24 protein-coding genes are annotated in these 17,619 nt (G+C 52.5%); 8 read left to right on the top strand and 16 right to left on the bottom strand.

Going from position 1 to position 17,619, the window contains the following annotated elements:
• Positions 1-9 precede the first annotated feature (9 nt).
• Positions 10-168 carry a YqaE/Pmp3 family membrane protein gene (locus tag ABLU80_RS03990; protein ID WP_002903230.1) on the bottom strand — a complete coding sequence of 53 codons (159 nt, stop codon included), beginning with the start codon at positions 166-168 and terminating at the stop codon, positions 10-12.
• Between the two features lie 260 nt (positions 169-428).
• Between ABLU80_RS03990 and uxuA the strand changes: the two genes are divergently transcribed.
• On the top strand, positions 429-1,499 hold the full coding sequence (uxuA, locus tag ABLU80_RS03985; protein WP_015705361.1) for a mannonate dehydratase: 1,071 nt from the start codon (positions 429-431) through the stop codon (positions 1,497-1,499).
• A 69-nt stretch (positions 1,500-1,568) separates the two neighbouring features.
• Positions 1,569-2,903 (top strand): gluconate:H+ symporter, encoded by a 1,335-nt coding sequence (locus ABLU80_RS03980; protein WP_047077518.1) that lies wholly within the window; start codon positions 1,569-1,571, stop codon positions 2,901-2,903.
• 49 nt (positions 2,904-2,952) lie between these two features.
• On the opposite strand, the gene ABLU80_RS03975 is transcribed toward ABLU80_RS03980, so the two are convergent.
• Both ABLU80_RS03975 and ABLU80_RS03970 read right to left on the bottom strand, forming a co-directional pair.
• Positions 2,953-3,438: a lipoprotein gene (locus ABLU80_RS03975; RefSeq protein WP_015366666.1), complete on the bottom strand. Its 486-nt coding sequence runs from the start codon at positions 3,436-3,438 to the stop codon at positions 2,953-2,955.
• 83 nt (positions 3,439-3,521) lie between these two features.
• Positions 3,522-3,695, bottom strand: a complete 174-nt coding sequence (locus ABLU80_RS03970) for a hypothetical protein (RefSeq protein ID WP_015705359.1) — start codon at positions 3,693-3,695, stop codon at positions 3,522-3,524.
• A gap of 95 nt (positions 3,696-3,790) precedes the next feature.
• Here ABLU80_RS03970 and ABLU80_RS03965 point away from each other — a divergent pair, with 95 nt between their 5' ends.
• Complete coding sequence (locus ABLU80_RS03965) at positions 3,791-5,167, top strand: pyridoxal-phosphate dependent enzyme (RefSeq protein ID WP_162184109.1); 1,377 nt, start codon at positions 3,791-3,793, stop codon at positions 5,165-5,167.
• A 9-nt stretch (positions 5,168-5,176) separates the two neighbouring features.
• Positions 5,177-6,322 (top strand): PLP-dependent aspartate aminotransferase family protein, encoded by a 1,146-nt coding sequence (locus tag ABLU80_RS03960; protein WP_087860741.1) that lies wholly within the window; start codon positions 5,177-5,179, stop codon positions 6,320-6,322.
• A 37-nt stretch (positions 6,323-6,359) separates the two neighbouring features.
• Here the strand turns inward: ABLU80_RS03960 and ABLU80_RS03955 are convergent, their stop codons facing one another.
• Both ABLU80_RS03955 and ABLU80_RS03950 read right to left on the bottom strand, forming a co-directional pair.
• Positions 6,360-6,524 (bottom strand): hypothetical protein, encoded by a 165-nt coding sequence (locus ABLU80_RS03955; RefSeq protein WP_015705356.1) that lies wholly within the window; start codon positions 6,522-6,524, stop codon positions 6,360-6,362.
• Between the two features lie 15 nt (positions 6,525-6,539).
• Positions 6,540-6,944, bottom strand: coding sequence for a YdeI family stress tolerance OB fold protein (locus ABLU80_RS03950; RefSeq protein WP_015366670.1), 405 nt, complete (start codon positions 6,942-6,944; stop codon positions 6,540-6,542).
• A gap of 144 nt (positions 6,945-7,088) precedes the next feature.
• Between ABLU80_RS03950 and ABLU80_RS03945 the strand changes: the two genes are divergently transcribed.
• Complete coding sequence (locus tag ABLU80_RS03945; protein ID WP_348849729.1) at positions 7,089-7,592, top strand: hypothetical protein; 504 nt, start codon at positions 7,089-7,091, stop codon at positions 7,590-7,592.
• Positions 7,593-7,603: 11 nt separating this feature from the next.
• A complete protein-coding gene (locus ABLU80_RS03940; RefSeq protein ID WP_015366672.1) occupies positions 7,604-8,050 on the top strand; it encodes a YetF domain-containing protein in 447 nt (148 codons plus the stop codon).
• A 5-nt stretch (positions 8,051-8,055) separates the two neighbouring features.
• Here the strand turns inward: ABLU80_RS03940 and ABLU80_RS03935 are convergent, their stop codons facing one another.
• Positions 8,056-8,331, bottom strand: coding sequence for a hypothetical protein (locus ABLU80_RS03935; RefSeq protein ID WP_100280374.1), 276 nt, complete (start codon positions 8,329-8,331; stop codon positions 8,056-8,058).
• On the opposite strand from ABLU80_RS03935, the gene ABLU80_RS03930 reads away from it, so the two are divergent.
• Complete coding sequence (locus tag ABLU80_RS03930; protein ID WP_348849726.1) at positions 8,330-9,349, top strand: SDR family oxidoreductase; 1,020 nt, start codon at positions 8,330-8,332, stop codon at positions 9,347-9,349. The genes ABLU80_RS03935 and ABLU80_RS03930 overlap by 2 nt on opposite strands.
• On the opposite strand, the gene ABLU80_RS03925 is transcribed toward ABLU80_RS03930, so the two are convergent.
• The 8 genes from ABLU80_RS03925 to ABLU80_RS03890 all read right to left on the bottom strand — a co-directional run bounded on the left by ABLU80_RS03925 (position 9,346) and on the right by ABLU80_RS03890 (position 15,360).
• Positions 9,346-10,971 carry an alpha-amylase family protein gene (locus tag ABLU80_RS03925; RefSeq protein ID WP_260841521.1) on the bottom strand — a complete coding sequence of 542 codons (1,626 nt, stop codon included), beginning with the start codon at positions 10,969-10,971 and terminating at the stop codon, positions 9,346-9,348. The genes ABLU80_RS03930 and ABLU80_RS03925 overlap by 4 nt on opposite strands.
• A gap of 15 nt (positions 10,972-10,986) precedes the next feature.
• A complete protein-coding gene (locus tag ABLU80_RS03920; protein ID WP_015366675.1) occupies positions 10,987-11,112 on the bottom strand; it encodes a DUF2474 family protein in 126 nt (41 codons plus the stop codon).
• Positions 11,112-12,122, bottom strand: coding sequence for a cytochrome d ubiquinol oxidase subunit II (cydB, locus tag ABLU80_RS03915; RefSeq protein WP_032711610.1), 1,011 nt, complete (start codon positions 12,120-12,122; stop codon positions 11,112-11,114). Before cydB ends, ABLU80_RS03920 begins: the two co-directional genes overlap by 1 nt.
• Positions 12,122-13,525, bottom strand: a complete 1,404-nt coding sequence (locus ABLU80_RS03910; RefSeq protein ID WP_348849725.1) for a cytochrome ubiquinol oxidase subunit I — start codon at positions 13,523-13,525, stop codon at positions 12,122-12,124. The genes cydB and ABLU80_RS03910 overlap by 1 nt, the downstream gene beginning before the upstream one ends.
• Before the next feature lie 287 nt (positions 13,526-13,812).
• On the bottom strand, positions 13,813-14,319 hold the full coding sequence (locus ABLU80_RS03905) for a DUF892 family protein (protein WP_015366679.1): 507 nt from the start codon (positions 14,317-14,319) through the stop codon (positions 13,813-13,815).
• Positions 14,320-14,343: 24 nt separating this feature from the next.
• The gene (locus tag ABLU80_RS03900) at positions 14,344-14,559 is read right to left on the bottom strand and encodes a hypothetical protein (RefSeq protein WP_032705768.1); all 216 of its coding nucleotides are present in this window, start codon (positions 14,557-14,559) and stop codon (positions 14,344-14,346) included.
• 26 nt (positions 14,560-14,585) lie between these two features.
• Positions 14,586-15,086 carry a ferritin-like domain-containing protein gene (locus ABLU80_RS03895; protein ID WP_015366681.1) on the bottom strand — a complete coding sequence of 167 codons (501 nt, stop codon included), beginning with the start codon at positions 15,084-15,086 and terminating at the stop codon, positions 14,586-14,588.
• A gap of 88 nt (positions 15,087-15,174) precedes the next feature.
• Positions 15,175-15,360 carry a general stress protein gene (locus ABLU80_RS03890; protein WP_004143718.1) on the bottom strand — a complete coding sequence of 62 codons (186 nt, stop codon included), beginning with the start codon at positions 15,358-15,360 and terminating at the stop codon, positions 15,175-15,177.
• Between the two features lie 458 nt (positions 15,361-15,818).
• On the opposite strand from ABLU80_RS03890, the gene ABLU80_RS03885 reads away from it, so the two are divergent.
• Positions 15,819-16,703: an SDR family oxidoreductase gene (locus ABLU80_RS03885; protein ID WP_015366683.1), complete on the top strand. Its 885-nt coding sequence runs from the start codon at positions 15,819-15,821 to the stop codon at positions 16,701-16,703.
• On the opposite strand, the gene ABLU80_RS03880 is transcribed toward ABLU80_RS03885, so the two are convergent.
• Positions 16,700-17,047: a hypothetical protein gene (locus ABLU80_RS03880; RefSeq protein ID WP_348849723.1), complete on the bottom strand. Its 348-nt coding sequence runs from the start codon at positions 17,045-17,047 to the stop codon at positions 16,700-16,702. The genes ABLU80_RS03885 and ABLU80_RS03880 overlap by 4 nt on opposite strands.
• Positions 17,013-17,615: an LLM class flavin-dependent oxidoreductase gene (locus tag ABLU80_RS03875; RefSeq protein WP_348849722.1), complete on the bottom strand. Its 603-nt coding sequence runs from the start codon at positions 17,613-17,615 to the stop codon at positions 17,013-17,015. Before ABLU80_RS03875 ends, ABLU80_RS03880 begins: the two co-directional genes overlap by 35 nt.
• Between the last annotated feature and the right edge of the window lie 4 nt (positions 17,616-17,619).

Genomic DNA, 17,619 nt, shown 5'->3' with positions numbered 1-17,619 from the left:
TGACAGGAATTAATCGCGGGTTTGTACCCAGAACGCGTGAATAAGGCCAGGAATATAGCCCAGCAAGGTCAGAATTATATTCAGAATGAATGCCCAGCCGAAGCCCTTACCCAGCAGTACGCCCAGCGGCGGCAGGATGATAGTAAATACGATTCTCCAGAAACCCATACACTCTCCATACAAACAAAATTAACGACTTAAAAAAGAGACTTCGTCTCTAAGCATAGTAATTCTACCTGATGCCGCCACGTTAACCGCCCCCTTTACCCGATTTTACGCATCTTGTAATGAGCATTACGTCAGCGTGTGCAATTCATCCGATGTATGGTTTTGTGAGTTCGATCATGTCCCCCTCTCCGCATTGTCGTTATCCTTAACCCAACTTGTATGGTAGTAGACCATAAACAACGCGGTAAGGAAAAGTTTTCATGCAAATGACGATGCGCTGGTTTGGGCCAGACGAAGATAAAGTCACTCTTGAGCAGATCCGTCAGGTTCCTGGAGTGGAAGGTGTGGTCGGCGCGCTGTACGACGTACCGGTTGGCGAAGTCTGGCCACGGGAGAAAATTAAGGCGTTAGTCGAGCAGGCCCACGCTAACGGTCTGACGATGGAAGTTATCGAAAGCGTGAATATTCACGACGCGATTAAAATCGGGCTGCCGGAGCGCGATCGCTATATCGCCAACTATCAGCAAACGATCCGTAACCTCGCCGCCTTTGGCGTTAAGGTCATCTGCTACAACTTTATGCCGGTTTTCGACTGGATGAAAACCGACATGAACTACCGGCTGGCGGACGGTTCGCTAACGATGGCTTTTGAAAAAGCCGGCATCGATAAAACGCTGGAACAGGTCGTCGCGGAAGTGCTCAGCAACGCCAACGGCTATGCCCTGCCGGGCTGGGAGCCCGAACGTTTAGCGCAGGTACAGACGTTATTCGACAGCTATAAAGCGGTCGATGATGACAAACTGCGAGAAAATCTGCTCTATTTCCTGGAGAAAATTATTCCGGTCTGCGAAGAGGTCGGCGTGAAAATGGCCATTCATCCTGACGATCCGCCGTACTCTATTTTTGGTCTACCGCGCATTATTAAAAACCGCGACGATCTCGACTGGTTGTGTCGCGCGGTGGATTCACCGGCAAACGGTATTACCTTATGTACCGGCTCTATTGCCGAGGAGCCGCAAAATAACGTTTATCAAATCCTCGCGGAATTCAGCCAGCGCGGGCGCATTCATTTCGCTCATGTCAGAAATATTAAAATCATAAAAGACAAAGATTTCTACGAATCGGCGCACCCTACCCGCTATGGCTCGCTCGATATGTATCGGGTGATGCAGGCGCTGCACGACAACGGCTTCGACGGCTATATTCGTCCCGATCATGGCCGTTTTATCTGGGGAGAAACCGGCCGTCCGGGATACGGCTTATACGATCGCGCGCTCGGCGCCACTTACCTACTGGGATTATGGGAAGCGCTGGAAAACCAGCACGCCTGATCCGCTCGTCACCCAGGTGCCGGAGCTCTCCGGCACTGAAAATAATAAAATCTCTGTTGGGAGGATGCCATGTCTCCAGCCCTGGCTCTGCTATGGGTGGTGGTCGGTATTGCGCTACTGGTCATCATGAATCTGAAATACAAAGTTCACAATATTTTCGCCTTATTAATTGCCGGCCTGTTCGTCGCCGTTATGGAAGGTGTGCCCCTCGATAAAATCGTCTCGATGGTTCAGCAAGGACTGGGCGGAATAATGGGACACCTGGCGCTGATCATTATATTCGGCGCTATCATCGGCAAATTTATGACCGAATCCGGCGCCAGCCAGCAGATTGCCGATACGGTAATCAGACGTTGCGGCACCCGTTATCTGGCGGTCGGCTTGATGTTTATCGGCGTCATCTTCGGCATTGCCATGTTTTATGAAGTGGCGTTTTTGATTGCTATGCCGCTGGTTCTCAACATCGCCAGCAAAGCCAATATCCCGTGGATGAAACTGGTTATTCCGACGGTCGTCGGCGCCACCATGGGACATAGTTTATTTCCGCCACAGCCGGGGCCGGTTGCATTAGTCAGCGCCTTCCAGGCGGATATTGTTCAGGTTTATCTGTACGGCATTATCGTGATCATCCCGGCGCTGTTCTGTGCGGGGATCCTGTTACCTGCCTGGCTTCCGGGTATCCGCGAAATGAAGCTGAATGCCATGATTCAACCGCAGGAGGAGAAACCTGCCGACGCGCTGCCGTCGTTTGCGGTCAGCATTGCCATTCCGCTGATCCCCGCGATATTAATGATTGCGTCTTCGCTGATTCAGTCGCTGTTTGGCGCGGCCTCTTCTGCGGCAAAATTCTTCCAGTTCCTCGGTAGCGCGGAAATTAGCATGCTGTTGGCGACCGGCGCCGCAATCTGGCTGCTCGGCTGCCGCCGCGGTATGAATGCCGTTCAGGTTAACCACTGCGTCACGGACTCGGTCGCCAGAATTGCCAACGTCCTGTTCGTCATCAGCGCCGGCGGCATTCTTAAACAGGTTATTATCGATTCTGGCGTCGGCGACCATATCGTCACGATGATGAGCCACGTCCCGCTGTCGCCGTTTATTATCGCCTGGCTGATTACCGCTATTATTCGTATTCTTACCGGCCAGGGCGCCGTTGCGGCAATTACTTCAGCAGGGATTGTTTCGCCAATGGTTACCGCATTTCATCTTAATCCAGCGCTGATGTGCCTGGCGGTGGCCTGTGGTAGCAATACCATTACTTTGATGTATGACGGCGGCTTTTTACTCTTTAAGGAAACGTTTGGTATCTCGATGCGTGATACCTTTAAGACCTGGGGCTTACTGGAGCTCATCAACTCGGTGGTGGGTCTGTTGATGGTGTTATTACTGAGTCTGTTTATTTCCTGAGAAACGCACCGCGGCGGCGACAATACCGCCGCGGTAAGCACTCAAATATTTACTGTTGGCCGGCCGGCGCCTGCTGCGCTGGCGCTTGCTCCGGCGCGATACTCTCTTTTATCTCTTTGGTCTTATTGGCGGCATCGGCGGAAAGCTGGTTGGCTTCAACGATGGCGTTATCTTTAATTTTTCCCGCCTCTTTCATGATCGCATCGCTTTTTTGCTGCGCATCCTGTTTTACCGCATCCGCTTTATTTTTCGCATCCTGGGCAATCGCGTCGGCCTTCTTGTCGGCTTCAGATTTAATACTGCTGGCCTGGGTTTTCAGGCTATCTGCTTCATTATTGGCCTGCGTTTTGATGTCGTCGATCTGCTTATCCGCTTCTTGCTTAATGGCCCGCGCTTTATCGGCGGCCGCATCTTTAATTTGTTCCGCGTTATCTTTGGCCTGATCCAGTTTATTGTCGACTTTCGATGAGTCATCGCAGCCAAACAACGCCAGGCACAATGCGGAGGTAATCAGCGTTTTATTCCACAGTTTCATCAGTATTCCCTTATCGGTCCAGGTGGTAATCCAGTGACGGTCATAGCCTTGCCATATCGGCAGAGTCAATTTATTTATAATCGCTATGCCTGGAGAGTCAAGCTATCGATAATTTTCAGTAATGCTTTGCCGGAAAATGCATAGACCAGCCAACGCCAGCGGCTAATTTGCTTAAAAACAAGGCAAAAAACCGCTATTCCAGCAATCGATACGCCCGGGCGGATAACCTGCTTTCCTTCTGGATGGCTAAAAAGCATCTTATATTCCATTTTGCGCTAAACGGCAGATTTATGTTCTTTAAAATGCCGTTTTTACAGTTCTACCATTCAGCTATCTCGATACGAATGGGTAAATGGTTATGTCACTCTTTCACTCTGTAAGCGACCTGATTGGTCATACCCCGCTGTTACAGCTGCATAAACTGGATACCGGCCCGTGCAGCCTGTTCCTGAAACTGGAAAACCAAAACCCCGGCGGTTCGATAAAGGATCGCGTGGCGTTGTCGATGATTAATGAAGCCGAGCGCCAGGGAAAACTGCTCCCCGGCGGCACCATCATTGAAGCCACCGCCGGTAATACCGGGTTGGGGCTGGCGCTGATTGCCGCGCAGAAAGGCTATAAACTGATTCTGGTGGTGCCGGACAAAATGAGCCGCGAGAAAATTTTCCATCTGCGTGCGCTGGGCGCCACCGTGCAGTTAACCCGCTCGGACGTCAACAAAGGTCATCCCGCCTATTATCAGGACTACGCCCGCCGTCTGGCGGATGAAACGCCGGGCGCGTTTTATATTGACCAGTTCAATAATGAAGCCAACCCGTTGGCTCATGCCACCACTACCGCGCCGGAGCTGTTTGAGCAACTCGATGGCGACATTGACGCCGTGGTGGTTGGTGTCGGCTCAGGCGGTACCCTGGGCGGTTTGCAGGCGTGGTTTGCGCAACACTCGCCGAAAACCGAATTTATTCTTGCCGATCCTGCGGGCTCGATTCTGGCAGATCAGGTAGAAACCGGGCAATACGGCGAAACCGGCTCCTGGCTGGTGGAGGGAATCGGCGAAGATTTTATTCCCCCGCTCGCCCATCTGGAGAAAGTGCGTAAAGCGTGGCGTGTGACCGATCGTGAAGCGTTCGCCACCGCCCGGCAGCTGCTGCAAGTGGAAGGCATCCTGGCCGGATCGTCAACGGGCACTCTGCTGACCGCTGCACTTCGCTACTGCCGGGCGCAGTCTAGCGCTAAGCGGGTGGTTACCTTCGCCTGCGATAGCGGCAACAAATACCTGTCGAAAATGTTCAACGACGACTGGATGCGCCAGCAAGGTCTGCTAAGCCGCCCGACGCGCGGCGATCTTAGCGATTTTATCGCCCTGCGTCATGACGAAGGCGCAACCGTCACCGCCGCGCCCGACGATACGCTGGCTGCCGTCCTTGCTCGTATGCGCCTGTACGATTTTTCCCAGCTGCCGGTGCTGGAAAACGGCCACGTGGTTGGCATCGTCGATGAATGGGATCTGATAAGCCACGTCCAGGGCGACAGCCGGCGTTTCGCGCTGCCGGTCAGAGAGGCGATGACCCGCCATGTCGAAACCCTGGATAAGCACGCCCCGGAAAGCGCGCTTAAAGATATCTTCGACCGTGGACATGTCGTGGTCGTTACCGATAACGATCGGTTTATCGGCCTGATTACCCGTAGCGACGTCCTGACCACCTGGCGTAACCGACTGGAACAATAAGGAACGAACATGAAAAACTTACAGACGCTCAGCGTCCATAGCGGCATTTTTAACGACCAGCATGGCGCGGTGATGCCACCAATTTACGCCACCTCCACCTTTGCCCAGCCCGCGCCGGGCCAGCATACCGGCTATGAATATTCGCGTAGCGGCAATCCGACCCGCCACGCGCTGGAAACGGCCATTGCAGAGCTGGAAAGCGGTAGCCGGGGTTTTGCTTTTGCTTCAGGCCTCGCGGCCATTTCCACGGTACTGGAACTGCTGGATAAGGATAGCCATCTGGTGGCGGTAGATGATGTCTATGGCGGCACATACCGGCTGATTGAAAATGTTCGCCGTCGTAGCGCCGGTCTGCAAGTGACCTGGGTCAAACCTGACGATCTGGCAGGCATCGAAGCCGCGATCCGCCCTGATACGCGGATGATTTGGGTGGAAACGCCGACCAATCCGTTACTCAAGCTGGCGGATCTTGCGGCCATTGCCGAGATTGCCCGTCGACATAACATTATCAGCGTCACCGATAATACCTTTGCCTCACCGATCATCCATCGCCCTATCGAACTGGGCTTTGATATCGTGGTGCATTCAGCAACCAAATATCTCAACGGTCATTCGGATGTCGTCGCCGGGTTGGCGGTGGTTGGCGACAATCCGGCGCTGGCCGAGAAGTTGGGCTATCTGCAAAACGCCGTCGGCGGCGTACTTGACCCATTCAGCAGCTTCCTGACGCTGCGCGGCATTCGCACCCTGGCTCTACGGGTGGAACGTCATAGCAGCAACGCTCTGCTGCTGGCGGAATGGCTGGAGCAGCAGCCGCAGGTCGAGAAAGTGTGGTTCCCCTGGCTCGCCAGCCATCCCCATCACGATCTGGCCCGCCGACAGATGGCCCTGCCAGGCGGTATGATTTCCGTTGTGGTCAAAGGAGATGATGACTACGCCGGGCGCATCATCAAAAAACTACGGTTATTTACCCTGGCGGAAAGCCTGGGGGGTGTGGAAAGCCTGGTGAGCCAGCCATTCAGCATGACGCACGCCTCCATTCCGCTGGAACAGCGGCTGGCGAATGGCATAACGCCGCAGTTGATTCGACTCTCGGTAGGTATTGAAGATCCGCAAGACCTGATCGCTGACTGGCGAAACGCGCTACGTGAGTAAACGCTAACCCCGCGCGCGGCGCGGGGTTTCATTACCCTCAGCAGAAACATACCGCTTTGGCGTTTTCCGTCGGATGATAGGGATCGCTTCGGTGATCGTCGCTATCATCCCGTTTCCGCGGGATCTCACCGTGTTTACCCGGCTCTTCTCGCGCCGGGTGTTTACCGCGTTTATCGAGTTCATGGTGATGCGCTCTGCTCATACTCAGGCTCTCCGGTTAATTGGGCGCTTGTTTGCGCAGCTTATCAACCCGCACCAGCGGCGGCGTCATTTTACTATCCAGGCTTCCGTTGATGCTCACCAGTTTGTCTGGCTTGATGTCCTGACCATCAAAAACGGCTGCCGGAATAATGGCCGCAATGGTGCCAGTTTTATCACGGAACAGATAACGGTCGTCGCCTTCATGCTTAATCACATTGCCGCGCAGGGAAATAGTCGCGCCGTCGTGCATGGTTTTCGCCTGCTCAATGGTCATAATCCGGCCATCCTCCATACCGCGATAGCCGTCGTCCAGCTGGTGCGGCGGCGGCGGCGCGGCATCGTTTTTAAAACCGCCCTTTTCTTCAGCCCAGACGCCAGCGGTGAGTAACAAACAGAGTGTCGCGATTAGCTTTTTCCTCATTATTTCACCTTTCATGTCAGCATGACTGTTATTAAAGTCTGGCCGCGGATAGCGATTTTAACAACGTCAATAATTCTGATATCAGCTAAAATAACAACGTCGCTATCGTATCGTTAAATATAAACATCATGCTGGAGCCGAAAGATGGACAATAATCAACAGGATCCGCCAGAGATAAACGAGAATCTACAGGCGTTACGCTTCGAGTATAACTTCCGGCGCTATGGGGTGGTTTTTCTCGCCATTATTATCATTGCTGCATTATGCGGTTTATTTTCATCTGGCTTCCTGAGCTCCGCCCATCATGAGAATTCCGCTTCATCGTTAACGGTAGACTATGACCGTTTTGCCAGGCTAATGAGCGAAACCGAAGTCAATGTTCAGGTAAAAAACAGTGGCCTCGCACATACCACAGTGGATTTTTCACCCACGTTATTAAGCTATTACCAAATTGGTGATATTCGACCGCAGCCCGATAAAATGTACAGCGCTAACGGTCATCTGATACTGGTTTACAATGAAAATAACAGTGGCGCGCCGCTTTCGCTGTGGTTATCTATCACGCCAAAAACGTTTGGCAAACTTTCCACGACACTACAGGCGAACCGGCAACCTACCGTCACCTTTAGCCAATTTGTCTTTCCTTAGGAGTCACAACGATGGAAATGGTGCTCAGAGCCGTCGCAATCTATCTTATCTTATTGATTATATTTAAAGTTGCTGGCAGAAGAACGCTTATGCAACTCACCAGTTTTGATCTGATTTTACTGTTGATTATCAGTGAGGCCACCCAGCAGGCCATGCTCAGCACCGACTATTCTGTTACCGGTTCAATGCTGACTATTGTCACGCTGGTCAGCGTGGATATTTTATTTGGCTATATAAAGAAGCGCTTTTCGCAGGCTGAGAATTATCTTGATGGTTCGCCGACGATCGTCGTAGAAAATGGTGTTGTCGCTGACGATAAAATGAAAATGGTCAATATCTCTGTGGATGACATATTGCTCGCCGCGCGACAGCACCATGGTATATATCAACTTGAGAAGATTAAATTTGCGATCCTCGAACGTAATGGCCAGATTTCAATTATTCCGACCGAAGCGTAGAGACGTTACTTATCGCGTTCCGGTTGTTTATCGCCTGACTCAGGAGCCCGTGTCGGGTCGTCCTCTTCTTTTTCAGTAACATAATTAATATACATACCACCTCCAACTTTGCGGCATTGAATTATAAATTGTAGCGTTATCATGAAATTTGGCCATTGCCATAATAAATAATGTCGTTTGTTAGCCATAATAAGTACTCTCGGATATTTCCGGCCACCGGCCAGCAATGAATCAATAATACTCAAGTACTCAGTGACCAATACACCATGGCGAAATGCCATGTTCAGACCAATTGAGGCGACTATGGCGGTAATGGTTATCACCGGCGGCAGCGCGGGCGCCGGTAAAGCGACGGCGCTACGTTTTGCTAAGGCAGGCTATGATGTGGCGATTATTGCGCGGGATGAAAGTGGGCTACAGGAGGCCGAAAACGCATGTCGACAGTACGGCGTCCGGACACAGGTTATCAGCGCTGACGTCGCTGATGCTCGCTCGCTGCGGAAGGCCGCGGCGGAAATCGAAACCCAGCTCGGCGCCATTGAAGTGTGGATCAATAATGCCATGACCACGGTGTTAGCGCCCTTCCATTTGATGAGTGATGAGGAATTTCGCCGCGTGACGGAGGTGACCTATTTAGGTTATGTCAACGGTACACGCGCCGCGCTGGAAGTGATGAGCCCCAGAAACCGCGGGATAATAATCCAGGTGGGCTCCGCGCTTGCCTGGCGTTCCATCCCTTTGCAATCGGCGTATTGCGGCGCGAAGGCGGCGATTCGCGGATTTACCGATGCTGTGCGAACCGAACTGATGCATCAACGCAGCCGGATCCAATTAACCATGGTCCAACTGCCGGGAATGAATACGACGCAGTTTGGTTGGGCAAGAAATAAAATGGATAAAGAGATGCAGCCCGTTCCCCCGGTTTATCAGCCGGAGGTGGCGGCAGAGGCGATTTTTAGCGTCGTTCAGCGCCCCGTTCGCGAATTGTGGGTGGGTAAAAGCACCATTCAATCCATCGTTGGCCAATTTTTCTTCCCTTCACTACTTGACCGCCTGATGGTTAACAAAGCCTGGGAAGGTCAGCTGACAGCACAAGCGAAATGCAGCGAAAAGCCAGACGATCTCTATTCTGCCGTGCGGGGCGAGCATAGCACCCGCGGGACATTTAGCGCTGGCGCTCGCCAGCGCTCATTTAACGTCAGCGCCGATTTGCCTGGTAAAGTCGCCTCCGGCGTTGGGATCGCATTTGGACTGATGATATTACGCGGACTACTACGCCGCCCGCGCAAGCGCCGTTAATCGTGCTGGCGGCTAAACCAGCGATAACCATAATCGGCAAGCTGTAACCGGCAGACCTTGCCGCCGGTAAGGCGATCGCGATAACGGTGGTCCTCCAGCACGCAGGACCAGTAACCTGTCTCCTGACGCGGCAATCGTACCTCTACCGGGCGTTCGCTGAAGTTCGCCAGCATCAGCAGATCGCGAGATTGACCGCGGTAGCGCAGCGCTAACACCGATGGCGGCAAGCCGGATACCAGCTCAAAGGGGGTGGCCCCCGGCTCATGGTATTCGGCGCGCAGTTGAACCATCTGCCGCACTCGCTGCAACAACGAGTGGCGTTGACGCAGCGCCAGTTCGACGTTGACCTGCTGATATCGCCAGGGACCGCTGGCAACCGGCCTGACGAGTAATTTTTCCGCCGCGGCGGTGGAAAAGCCCCCATTCACCCCGGCTGACCATTGCATAGGCGTCCTCACGGCATAACGCTCTTTCAGCGACAGATCCTCTCCCATACCGATTTCATCGCCATAGCGCATCACAGGCACGCCAGGCAGCGACAGTAACACCGCATGGCAAAGCGCCAGCCGACGGATATTGCCCTCCAGCATCGGCGCCAGGCGGCGGCGAATGCCACGTTGATAGACTGACATCGACTTCTCGGGGGCAAAACAGCGCAGCACAAACTGCCGGTCTGCGTCCTCAATACCCTCCAGGTCGAGCTCATCGTGATTACGTAGCCAGTTAGCAAAACAGCAACCGGGCGGCAGCTTAATCATCGCTTGCAGCGCGCTAACGAGCGGCTTCGCACTCTGCCGGGCGAGGCTGACGTAAAAAAATTTGTTCAGCCAGAAATTAAGCACCAGTTGCAGACGATCGCTGTGGCCGAAATAGTGACGATAATCATTCACTGCCACGTCAACTTCACCGAGCAGAATGGCTTCAGGATTGGTCTGTTCAACCAGTTGCCGAAGATGGGCCAATATCCAGTACCCCTGCTCTTCGTCGCCATTTCCGGCTTGTTTAACCAGGTGCGAGGCGGCGTCTAGCCGAAAACCGCTCACCCCAACGCGCAGCCAAAAACGCACAATATTGTCAATTTCGTCTATCACCGGAGGGTGCACCAGATTGAGATCAGGCTCGTGGCGATAGAACATGTGACGATAATACTGTCCCGCATGTTGATCCCAGCGCCAAACGCTCTTTTCGACACCAGGAAACATTGGCGGATCGTCCTGTTTGGGCGGCGAATCGGCCCAGAGATAATATGGCCGGAAAGGTGAATGTCTGTTTTTACGCGCCTCTTGAAACCAGGGGTGTTGCGAAGAGGTATGCTGGATAACCAACTCAATGATAACGCGTATCCCCAGTTCCCGCGCGTCATCAATCAGTTGAATAACGTCACGGATTTGCCCAAAACGCGGATCGGGCTGCAGATGATCCTGCACGTCATAACCGTCATCGAGAAATGGCGTCAGATAAAAAGGGGTTAACCACAATACCGTCACCCCAAAGCTACGTAAGTAATAGAGTTTTTGCCTTATCCCGGCCAGATCGCCACAGCCATCACCATTGGCATCATAAAACAGCGAGGTATCAACCTGATAAATTACAGCGTTTTGAAACCACGGTTGCTCTGCCATCTTCGTCCCCTCGTTTTAGACATGCAGCCCCGCCAGCGTCATAAAACCGCGCACCAGCGTACTGATGATTAACACCACCAGAACGCCGCAGCACCAGATCAACAGCAGCCAGCCCAGCCTTTTGGCGATACGCTTGCACATTAGTGATAGCCCTCATCTGCCCGCACCTTGCCGCGAAAGACCCAGTAACTCCAGGCGGTATAGGCCAGGATAACCGGAACAATCAGCAGCGTGCCGACCAACATGAACAACTGGCTGGCCACTGGCGCCGCTGCCTGCCAGAGCGTCACATCCGGTGGGATGATCCAGGGCCAGATACTTATCCCTAAACCGCTAAAACCAAGGAACAGCAACCCAAGCGTAAGAATAAAAGGCGCGGCGTGGCTGTCGGCGTGTTGACTCAGCCGCCATAACCAGAGGCTGAGGGTAAGGACCAGTAGCGGCACCGGTAGAAAATAGAAGACATTGGGGAGCGAAAACCAGCGCTCAGCAATTCGTGCGAGGGTAAGCGGCGTCCATAAACTAATGACAGCCATGGCAATTAGAAAAAGCAGCAGCAGTGTGCGTGTTAACCGACGCATCAAGCGTAACAACGCCCCGTCACTTTTTAAAATAAGCCAGGTCGCCCCCAGTAAGGCATAAGTGGCAATTAACGCTAATCCACAGAACAAATTAAATGGCGTCAACCAGTCAAGCGGCGAACCAGCGAATTGCCGCCCATGCAACGGAAAACCATGCAGAATGGCGCCGACGATGATCCCCTGGCTGAAGATGGCTAATAATGACCCCCACATAAACGCGCTATCCCAAAACCGGCGATGGGATTCCGCGGCTTTAAAACGAAATTCAAACGCCACGCCGCGGAATATCAAGCCAATAAGCATCGCGGTAAGCGGGATGGTCAGGGCGTCAACGATCACCGCGTAGGCCAGCGGAAAAGCGCCAAATAACCCGGCGCCGCCTAATACCAACCAGGTCTCATTTCCATCCCACACGGGCGCCACGCTATTGACCATGGTGTCGCGATGCGCCTTATCGCGGGTAAATAAAAATAGCGCGCCGATGCCGAGATCGAAACCATCCATAACGATATACATCAGCGTGGCGAAGATGATTATCGCAAACCAGATGACTGCCAGATCAACTCCCATCAGAATTTCTCCTCACTCGGTAATTTATCCGGCGCCGATAAAGGACGCGCTGGCGTTCCGGAGGAATTAAGCGCTAATTCCGATTCAGGCTGAGGTCCCAGTTTGAGTAGACGAATAAGATAGAGATATCCCACGCCAAACACCGCAAAATAGACCACCACAAAGGCGGTCAGGCTGACGCTCATCTGCAGCGTACTATGCGCTGAGACGGCGTCCCGCGTGCGCAACAGACCGTACACCACCCAGGGCTGGCGTCCAACTTCCGTCGTGATCCAGCCGGCCAGAATGGTCAGTAAACCGACGGGTCCCATCGCTAACGCAAACCACAAAAATGGTCGCGAGTCGCATAAACGTTTATGGCGACGTAAATACCAGCCAATGGCGCCAAGCACGATCATCAAAAAACCGGCTCCGACCATAAAACGAAACGACCAGAAAACAATCGTCGAATTAGGCCGTTCGTTGGCGGGAAAGTCTTTCAGTGCTGGAACCTGGGCGCTACGGCTATGGGTGAGAATCAAACTGCCCAGGGCGGGGATAGCCAGCGGATATCGTGTGCGCTCTTCTGCCATATCCGGTAGGCCGAACAGTAGCAGCGGCGTCGCTTCGCCGGGTTTATTTTCCCAATGACCTTCAATAGCGGCAATTTTTGCCGGCTGGTGCTTGAGCGTGTTCAGCCCATGCATATCGCCGACTACGGCCTGAATGGGGGCGACAATCAACGCCATCCACAATGCCATTGAAAACATTGTTCGAATGGCTGGCGTATCGTTATCACGTAATAAGTGCCAGGCCGCCGAAGCGCCAACGAACAGCGCGGTACTCAGAAAGGCGGCGATAGACATATGAAGTAAGCGCCAGGGAAACGAGGGGTTGAAGATTATCGCCAGCCAACTATCCGGTATCACCTGCCCTTGCTCAATATGAAAGCCCTGAGGCGTCTGCATCCAGCTATTGGAAGCCAGGATCCAAAACGTTGAGGCCAGCGTTCCCATGGCTACCATACAGGTCGAAAAGAAATGTAATCCCGGCCCGACCCGGTTCCAGCCAAATAGCATCACGCCAAGAAATCCCGCTTCGAGGAAAAAAGCGGTTAAAACTTCATATGTCAGTAAAGGCCCGGTAATGCTGCCTGCAAACTGGGAAAAACCGCTCCAGTTAGTGCCAAATTGGTAGGCCATGACCAGGCCGGATACCACTCCCATACCAAAATTAATCGCAAAAATATTTAGCCAGAAATGATAAAGCTGGCGCCAGAGCAGGCGCCGTGTTTTTAACCACATGCCTTCCAGTACCACCAGATAGCTGGCAAGGCCGATGGTTAATGCCGGAAAAATAATATGAAAGGAGATAGTGAAGGCGAACTGGATCCTCGCGAGATGAAATGCATCAAACTCAGCCATCAGGTTCCCCTTATTGACAAGATAGTCAGACTGATTGACCAAAGAAAGGGTAGCCGCTGGCGGTTACCCTTTCTTTGACGGATGACTTTTATCCCGTGCAGGCGTACTACGTCTGGCCAGTTTATCTACCAGAATTTGCTGCCTCGGGGTCAACGACGGACACTGACAGTGCGCGTCAAAATTTATCTCTAACGTAATATTCCGCCCTGCTGCCGTTAGCGGCGGCGCGCTATCGTTAATACGCGACAAGATAGCAAGGAGACGAATCATTTACAGACCTTTTACCGCTAACGTTTGGCATCAAAACCCGGCGTTTCGGAGCGAATAATATATTGCTCCGTAATATCCGGAATATGTTGTAGCAGCCATTCGGCCATGCCTCTCTCTTCCGCCAAAATACTTTCTAAATCCGCAATCGAATCATGATCGTTGACCTTTTGCGCGGCGGTTAATAAGGAGGTATAACAGGCGACCTCAAACTGCTCGAAAACGTAGCCGCTGATCACCCCTTTCACCACTTCATCTTGTGGAAACATTCCACCAATAGATTGTCCCATCGCGGCAATTTTACTCATTGAGTCTTTAAGAACCGAGCGGGAAATATTGTTGCGCGCAATAATATCATCCAGCACGGTAATTTGCCGACGGGTTTCAAAAAGATGCTGCTCAAGGCGGGTGCATAATTCCGGGTAGCTGTCGATGCGTTTGACCATCGATTCAAGCATCGATTCGGCCTGCTTTTCCATAGCGTGCGCGTCACGCAACCAATCGTGATAATTTTCAATATCAGTCATAACAACCTCTTTATAAAAAGATAATTACTCTTCAGCCTTATCTTCATTTTCTTCTGCGGCCTGGTCGGCTCGTGCTGCGCTATACCCTGATAAGTGGCCGACAATATTTGCATAAATACTAATAATGATGACCCACAGGACACTGTCTTTCCACCATATTACCGACGGTATAGCCAGTACAAACCACATTATCGCCGCGACGAGATGACACCTTTTTATTACAACCGGACTAAGACTCATTTTTTTGCCTGATGCCTTAGATAGGATTAAGCGGACTGTTGGGCATCCTGATTGACGTGTCCAACGGCGATGTCCGTTAATTTCATATCAGCGTCTTTTTCTTCTTCCAGTGTTTCCGCCAGCAATTTCACCGCGGCTTTATAGCCGAGCTGCTCTGCCAGCGTACACAGCGTACCGTAGGCCGCAATTTCATAGTGTTCAACTTTCTGCGCGGCGGCTATCAGCGCAGCATCGCGGATCTCGTTCTTTTCCGTCGCTTCGATCACTTCGTTGGCCTCTTCGATAAGCCCTTCCATCGCCACACACTTCATCCGTTTCAGGCGAATTTGATCATTTTGTTCAAGGAGCTTATCAATACGTTCTATATGGCCCTGTGTTTCCTCAAGGTGAGCGCTGAATGCCGTTTGCAACTCTTCACATGCGCTGGCGCGGGATAGTTTAGCCAGCGCGCGGGTTAACTGTTTTTCCGCGCTGTAGGTATCCGATAATAAATGGATAAAAATATCTTCAATGGTTTGTATTTTCATAAGTCACACCTTTTAAAAACTGCGGGTCGGATGACCCGCAGGGTATTTTTAACAGCAGTTACCAGATCAAATCACTTATATTCACAAGCTAGCTATCACCGGATTTACGGCCGCCGCCATGGCTGTTTTTACCGCCTTTTTTACCGGCTTCGGATGCACGTTCCGGGTCATTTTTAAAATTCCCGCCGCTGTGCTGTCCGCCTTTACGTCCGGCTTCAGATGCTTTTTCCCGGTCTTCTGCAAAATTACCTGAACCACCTCTGTGTTCTGCCATAACGTTTACCTTTTAGCTTGGTTAGTAAAAGATGATTTAACGCTCTAAATCATCGCCGTCGAGAATTAAGTCTGGAGCAATAAGTGAAAAATGCAAATTAAATAAAATATATTAACAGTTGCTACGAAATTAATTAAAAAATAAATAGCGGAGCGGCAAAAATAACCAGACCATCGCTAAGATCATATTAACCAGAAGAAATAAACGCGACGGCGAGACCAAAAATCACCACGAATTGAGCATGAGAAAATAGAACTGTAAATAAGATTAAATATTCTATTTTAAAATATTTCGTTGAATAATCTGAAAAATAACCCAGCGAAAGATTATATATAAATCGCCTTATATCAGTAAGTTGGCTAAGGAAAAGCGGGAATATGTCCATTGGGCAGGGATTTACATTTATCGTAGCGTCCGCATACCTTCTATCATTACTCTTTTCTGTGAAGGAGATTGCTATGGATAATGACAAACTGCGTACCAACCATTGGCCACAACCCCCTTTCCCCGATCAACCGCAAACGCCTCCCGGCCTGGCCGCCGAAATGGAACCCACACCGGATCATGGTGAAGTCAGCTACAGCGGGTCAGGACGGCTACAGGGTAAGAAAGCGCTGATTACCGGCGGAGACTCCGGTATTGGTCGCGCCGTGGCCATCGCCTTTGCCCGCGAAGGCGCGGATGTTGCCATTAACTATCTTCCGGAAGAACAGAGCGATGCGGACGCCGTCATCGCGCTTATCAAAGCGGAAGGCCGTACGGCGGTGGCGATACCGGGCGATATTCGCGTGGAATCCTTCTGTGAAACGCTGGTGGAAAAAGCGGTAAGCGGTCTTGGCGGTTTGGATATTGTTGTGAACAATGCAGGTCGTCAGCAATACTGTGAAAAAATTGAGCAACTTACCACCGCCGATTTCGATGCTACCTTCAAAACCAACGTCTATGCGCCGTTCTGGATAACCAAAGCCGCGCTGCCGCACCTCAAAGCCCAAAGCGTGATTATCAACACCTCTTCGGTACAGGCTTTTAAACCGAGCCCTATTTTGCTGGATTATGCCCAGACCAAAGCCTGCCTGGTGGCCTTCACCAAATCGCTGGCCAAGCAGTTAGGGCCGCGTGGGATCCGGGTCAATGCGGTCGCTCCCGGCCCGTACTGGACGGTACTACAGTCAAGCGGCGGACAGCCGGCGGAAAAAGTGCAAAACTTTGGCGGCGATACGCCGCTGGGGCGGCCAGGGCAACCCGTTGAGATCGCCCCGCTGTATGTGACTCTCGCCTCTGATGCCTGCTCGTATGCCTCCGGCCAGGTCTGGTGTTCAGACGGCGGTGACGGCGTACTTTAATAATGGAATGCCGGCAGCACCAGTTCGCCAATCTCCTGCATCGTCTCGGCCAACGGACGCTGGTTGCGACGAAAATGTAGGCCGATATGGTTCACGCCGGCATCGCGCATCGCATTTAATTCCTGAATGAGACCATGGCGGCCGCTGCTGATGCCGAAACGATGGCGCTGAATCGGCGCATTGGCGTCATCTTGCAGATCCAGATGGATAAAGCTGATATAGGGTTTCTCGCCCGCTACCCGACGCCACAGCTTGACGCGGCTAACGTGCTCGTCAGGCTGGCCAGGATAGGCAAGCCAGCCATCCATATTACTGCCTACCCATTGCGCCGTTTGTTGCGCCAAACCAGCATACCAGCAGCGGCGGGGTCGGTTTGGCTGGCAGCAACTCCAGGCCCGGCTCCAGCTGACGATCGGTCTCGCCCTTCAGCACGCTCACGCCGTGACGGAAACGCTCGCCGCGGCTGGCGTAGTCTTCACCAAATAGCGGGTATTCGACCGGCCTGTCGCCGCTGGCGATGCCCAATAGCAGCCGGTCGCCGCTGAGCGCCTGCACCGTGGCGGCGGCTTTACGTACCAGCCATGGCTGACGTAGCGGCAGCACAACCGCCGCCGTGCCCAGCAAAATATTTTGCGTCAGACTCGATAAATAACCGAGGTAGGTAAAGGCTTCAAAGACGTTAGCCGCATCGCCAAACTGCGGATCGTACAGCGGAACATCGCGGATCCAGGCGGCGCGAAAACCGAGCGTTTCCGCCAGTTTAATGCGCTGCGCGTGCTCGCTCATATCCGGCACGCCAAACGGTCGCCCGTCGCGCTGCCGTTTTAGCTGTCCACTTGTCGACCAGTCATTGTCCAGCGGCAGTTCCACGCCAATCGTTAGCGGCTGCTGGGTTAATTTTTCGATGCTCATGAGT

Origin of the sequence: Klebsiella sp. CN_Kp104, from assembly GCF_040064515.1 — a bacterium.
Lineage (GTDB): Bacteria > Pseudomonadota > Gammaproteobacteria > Enterobacterales > Enterobacteriaceae > Klebsiella > Klebsiella aerogenes.
Note: the sequence above shows the minus strand (reverse complement) of the source record. Positions and strands in the feature narration are given on the sequence as shown.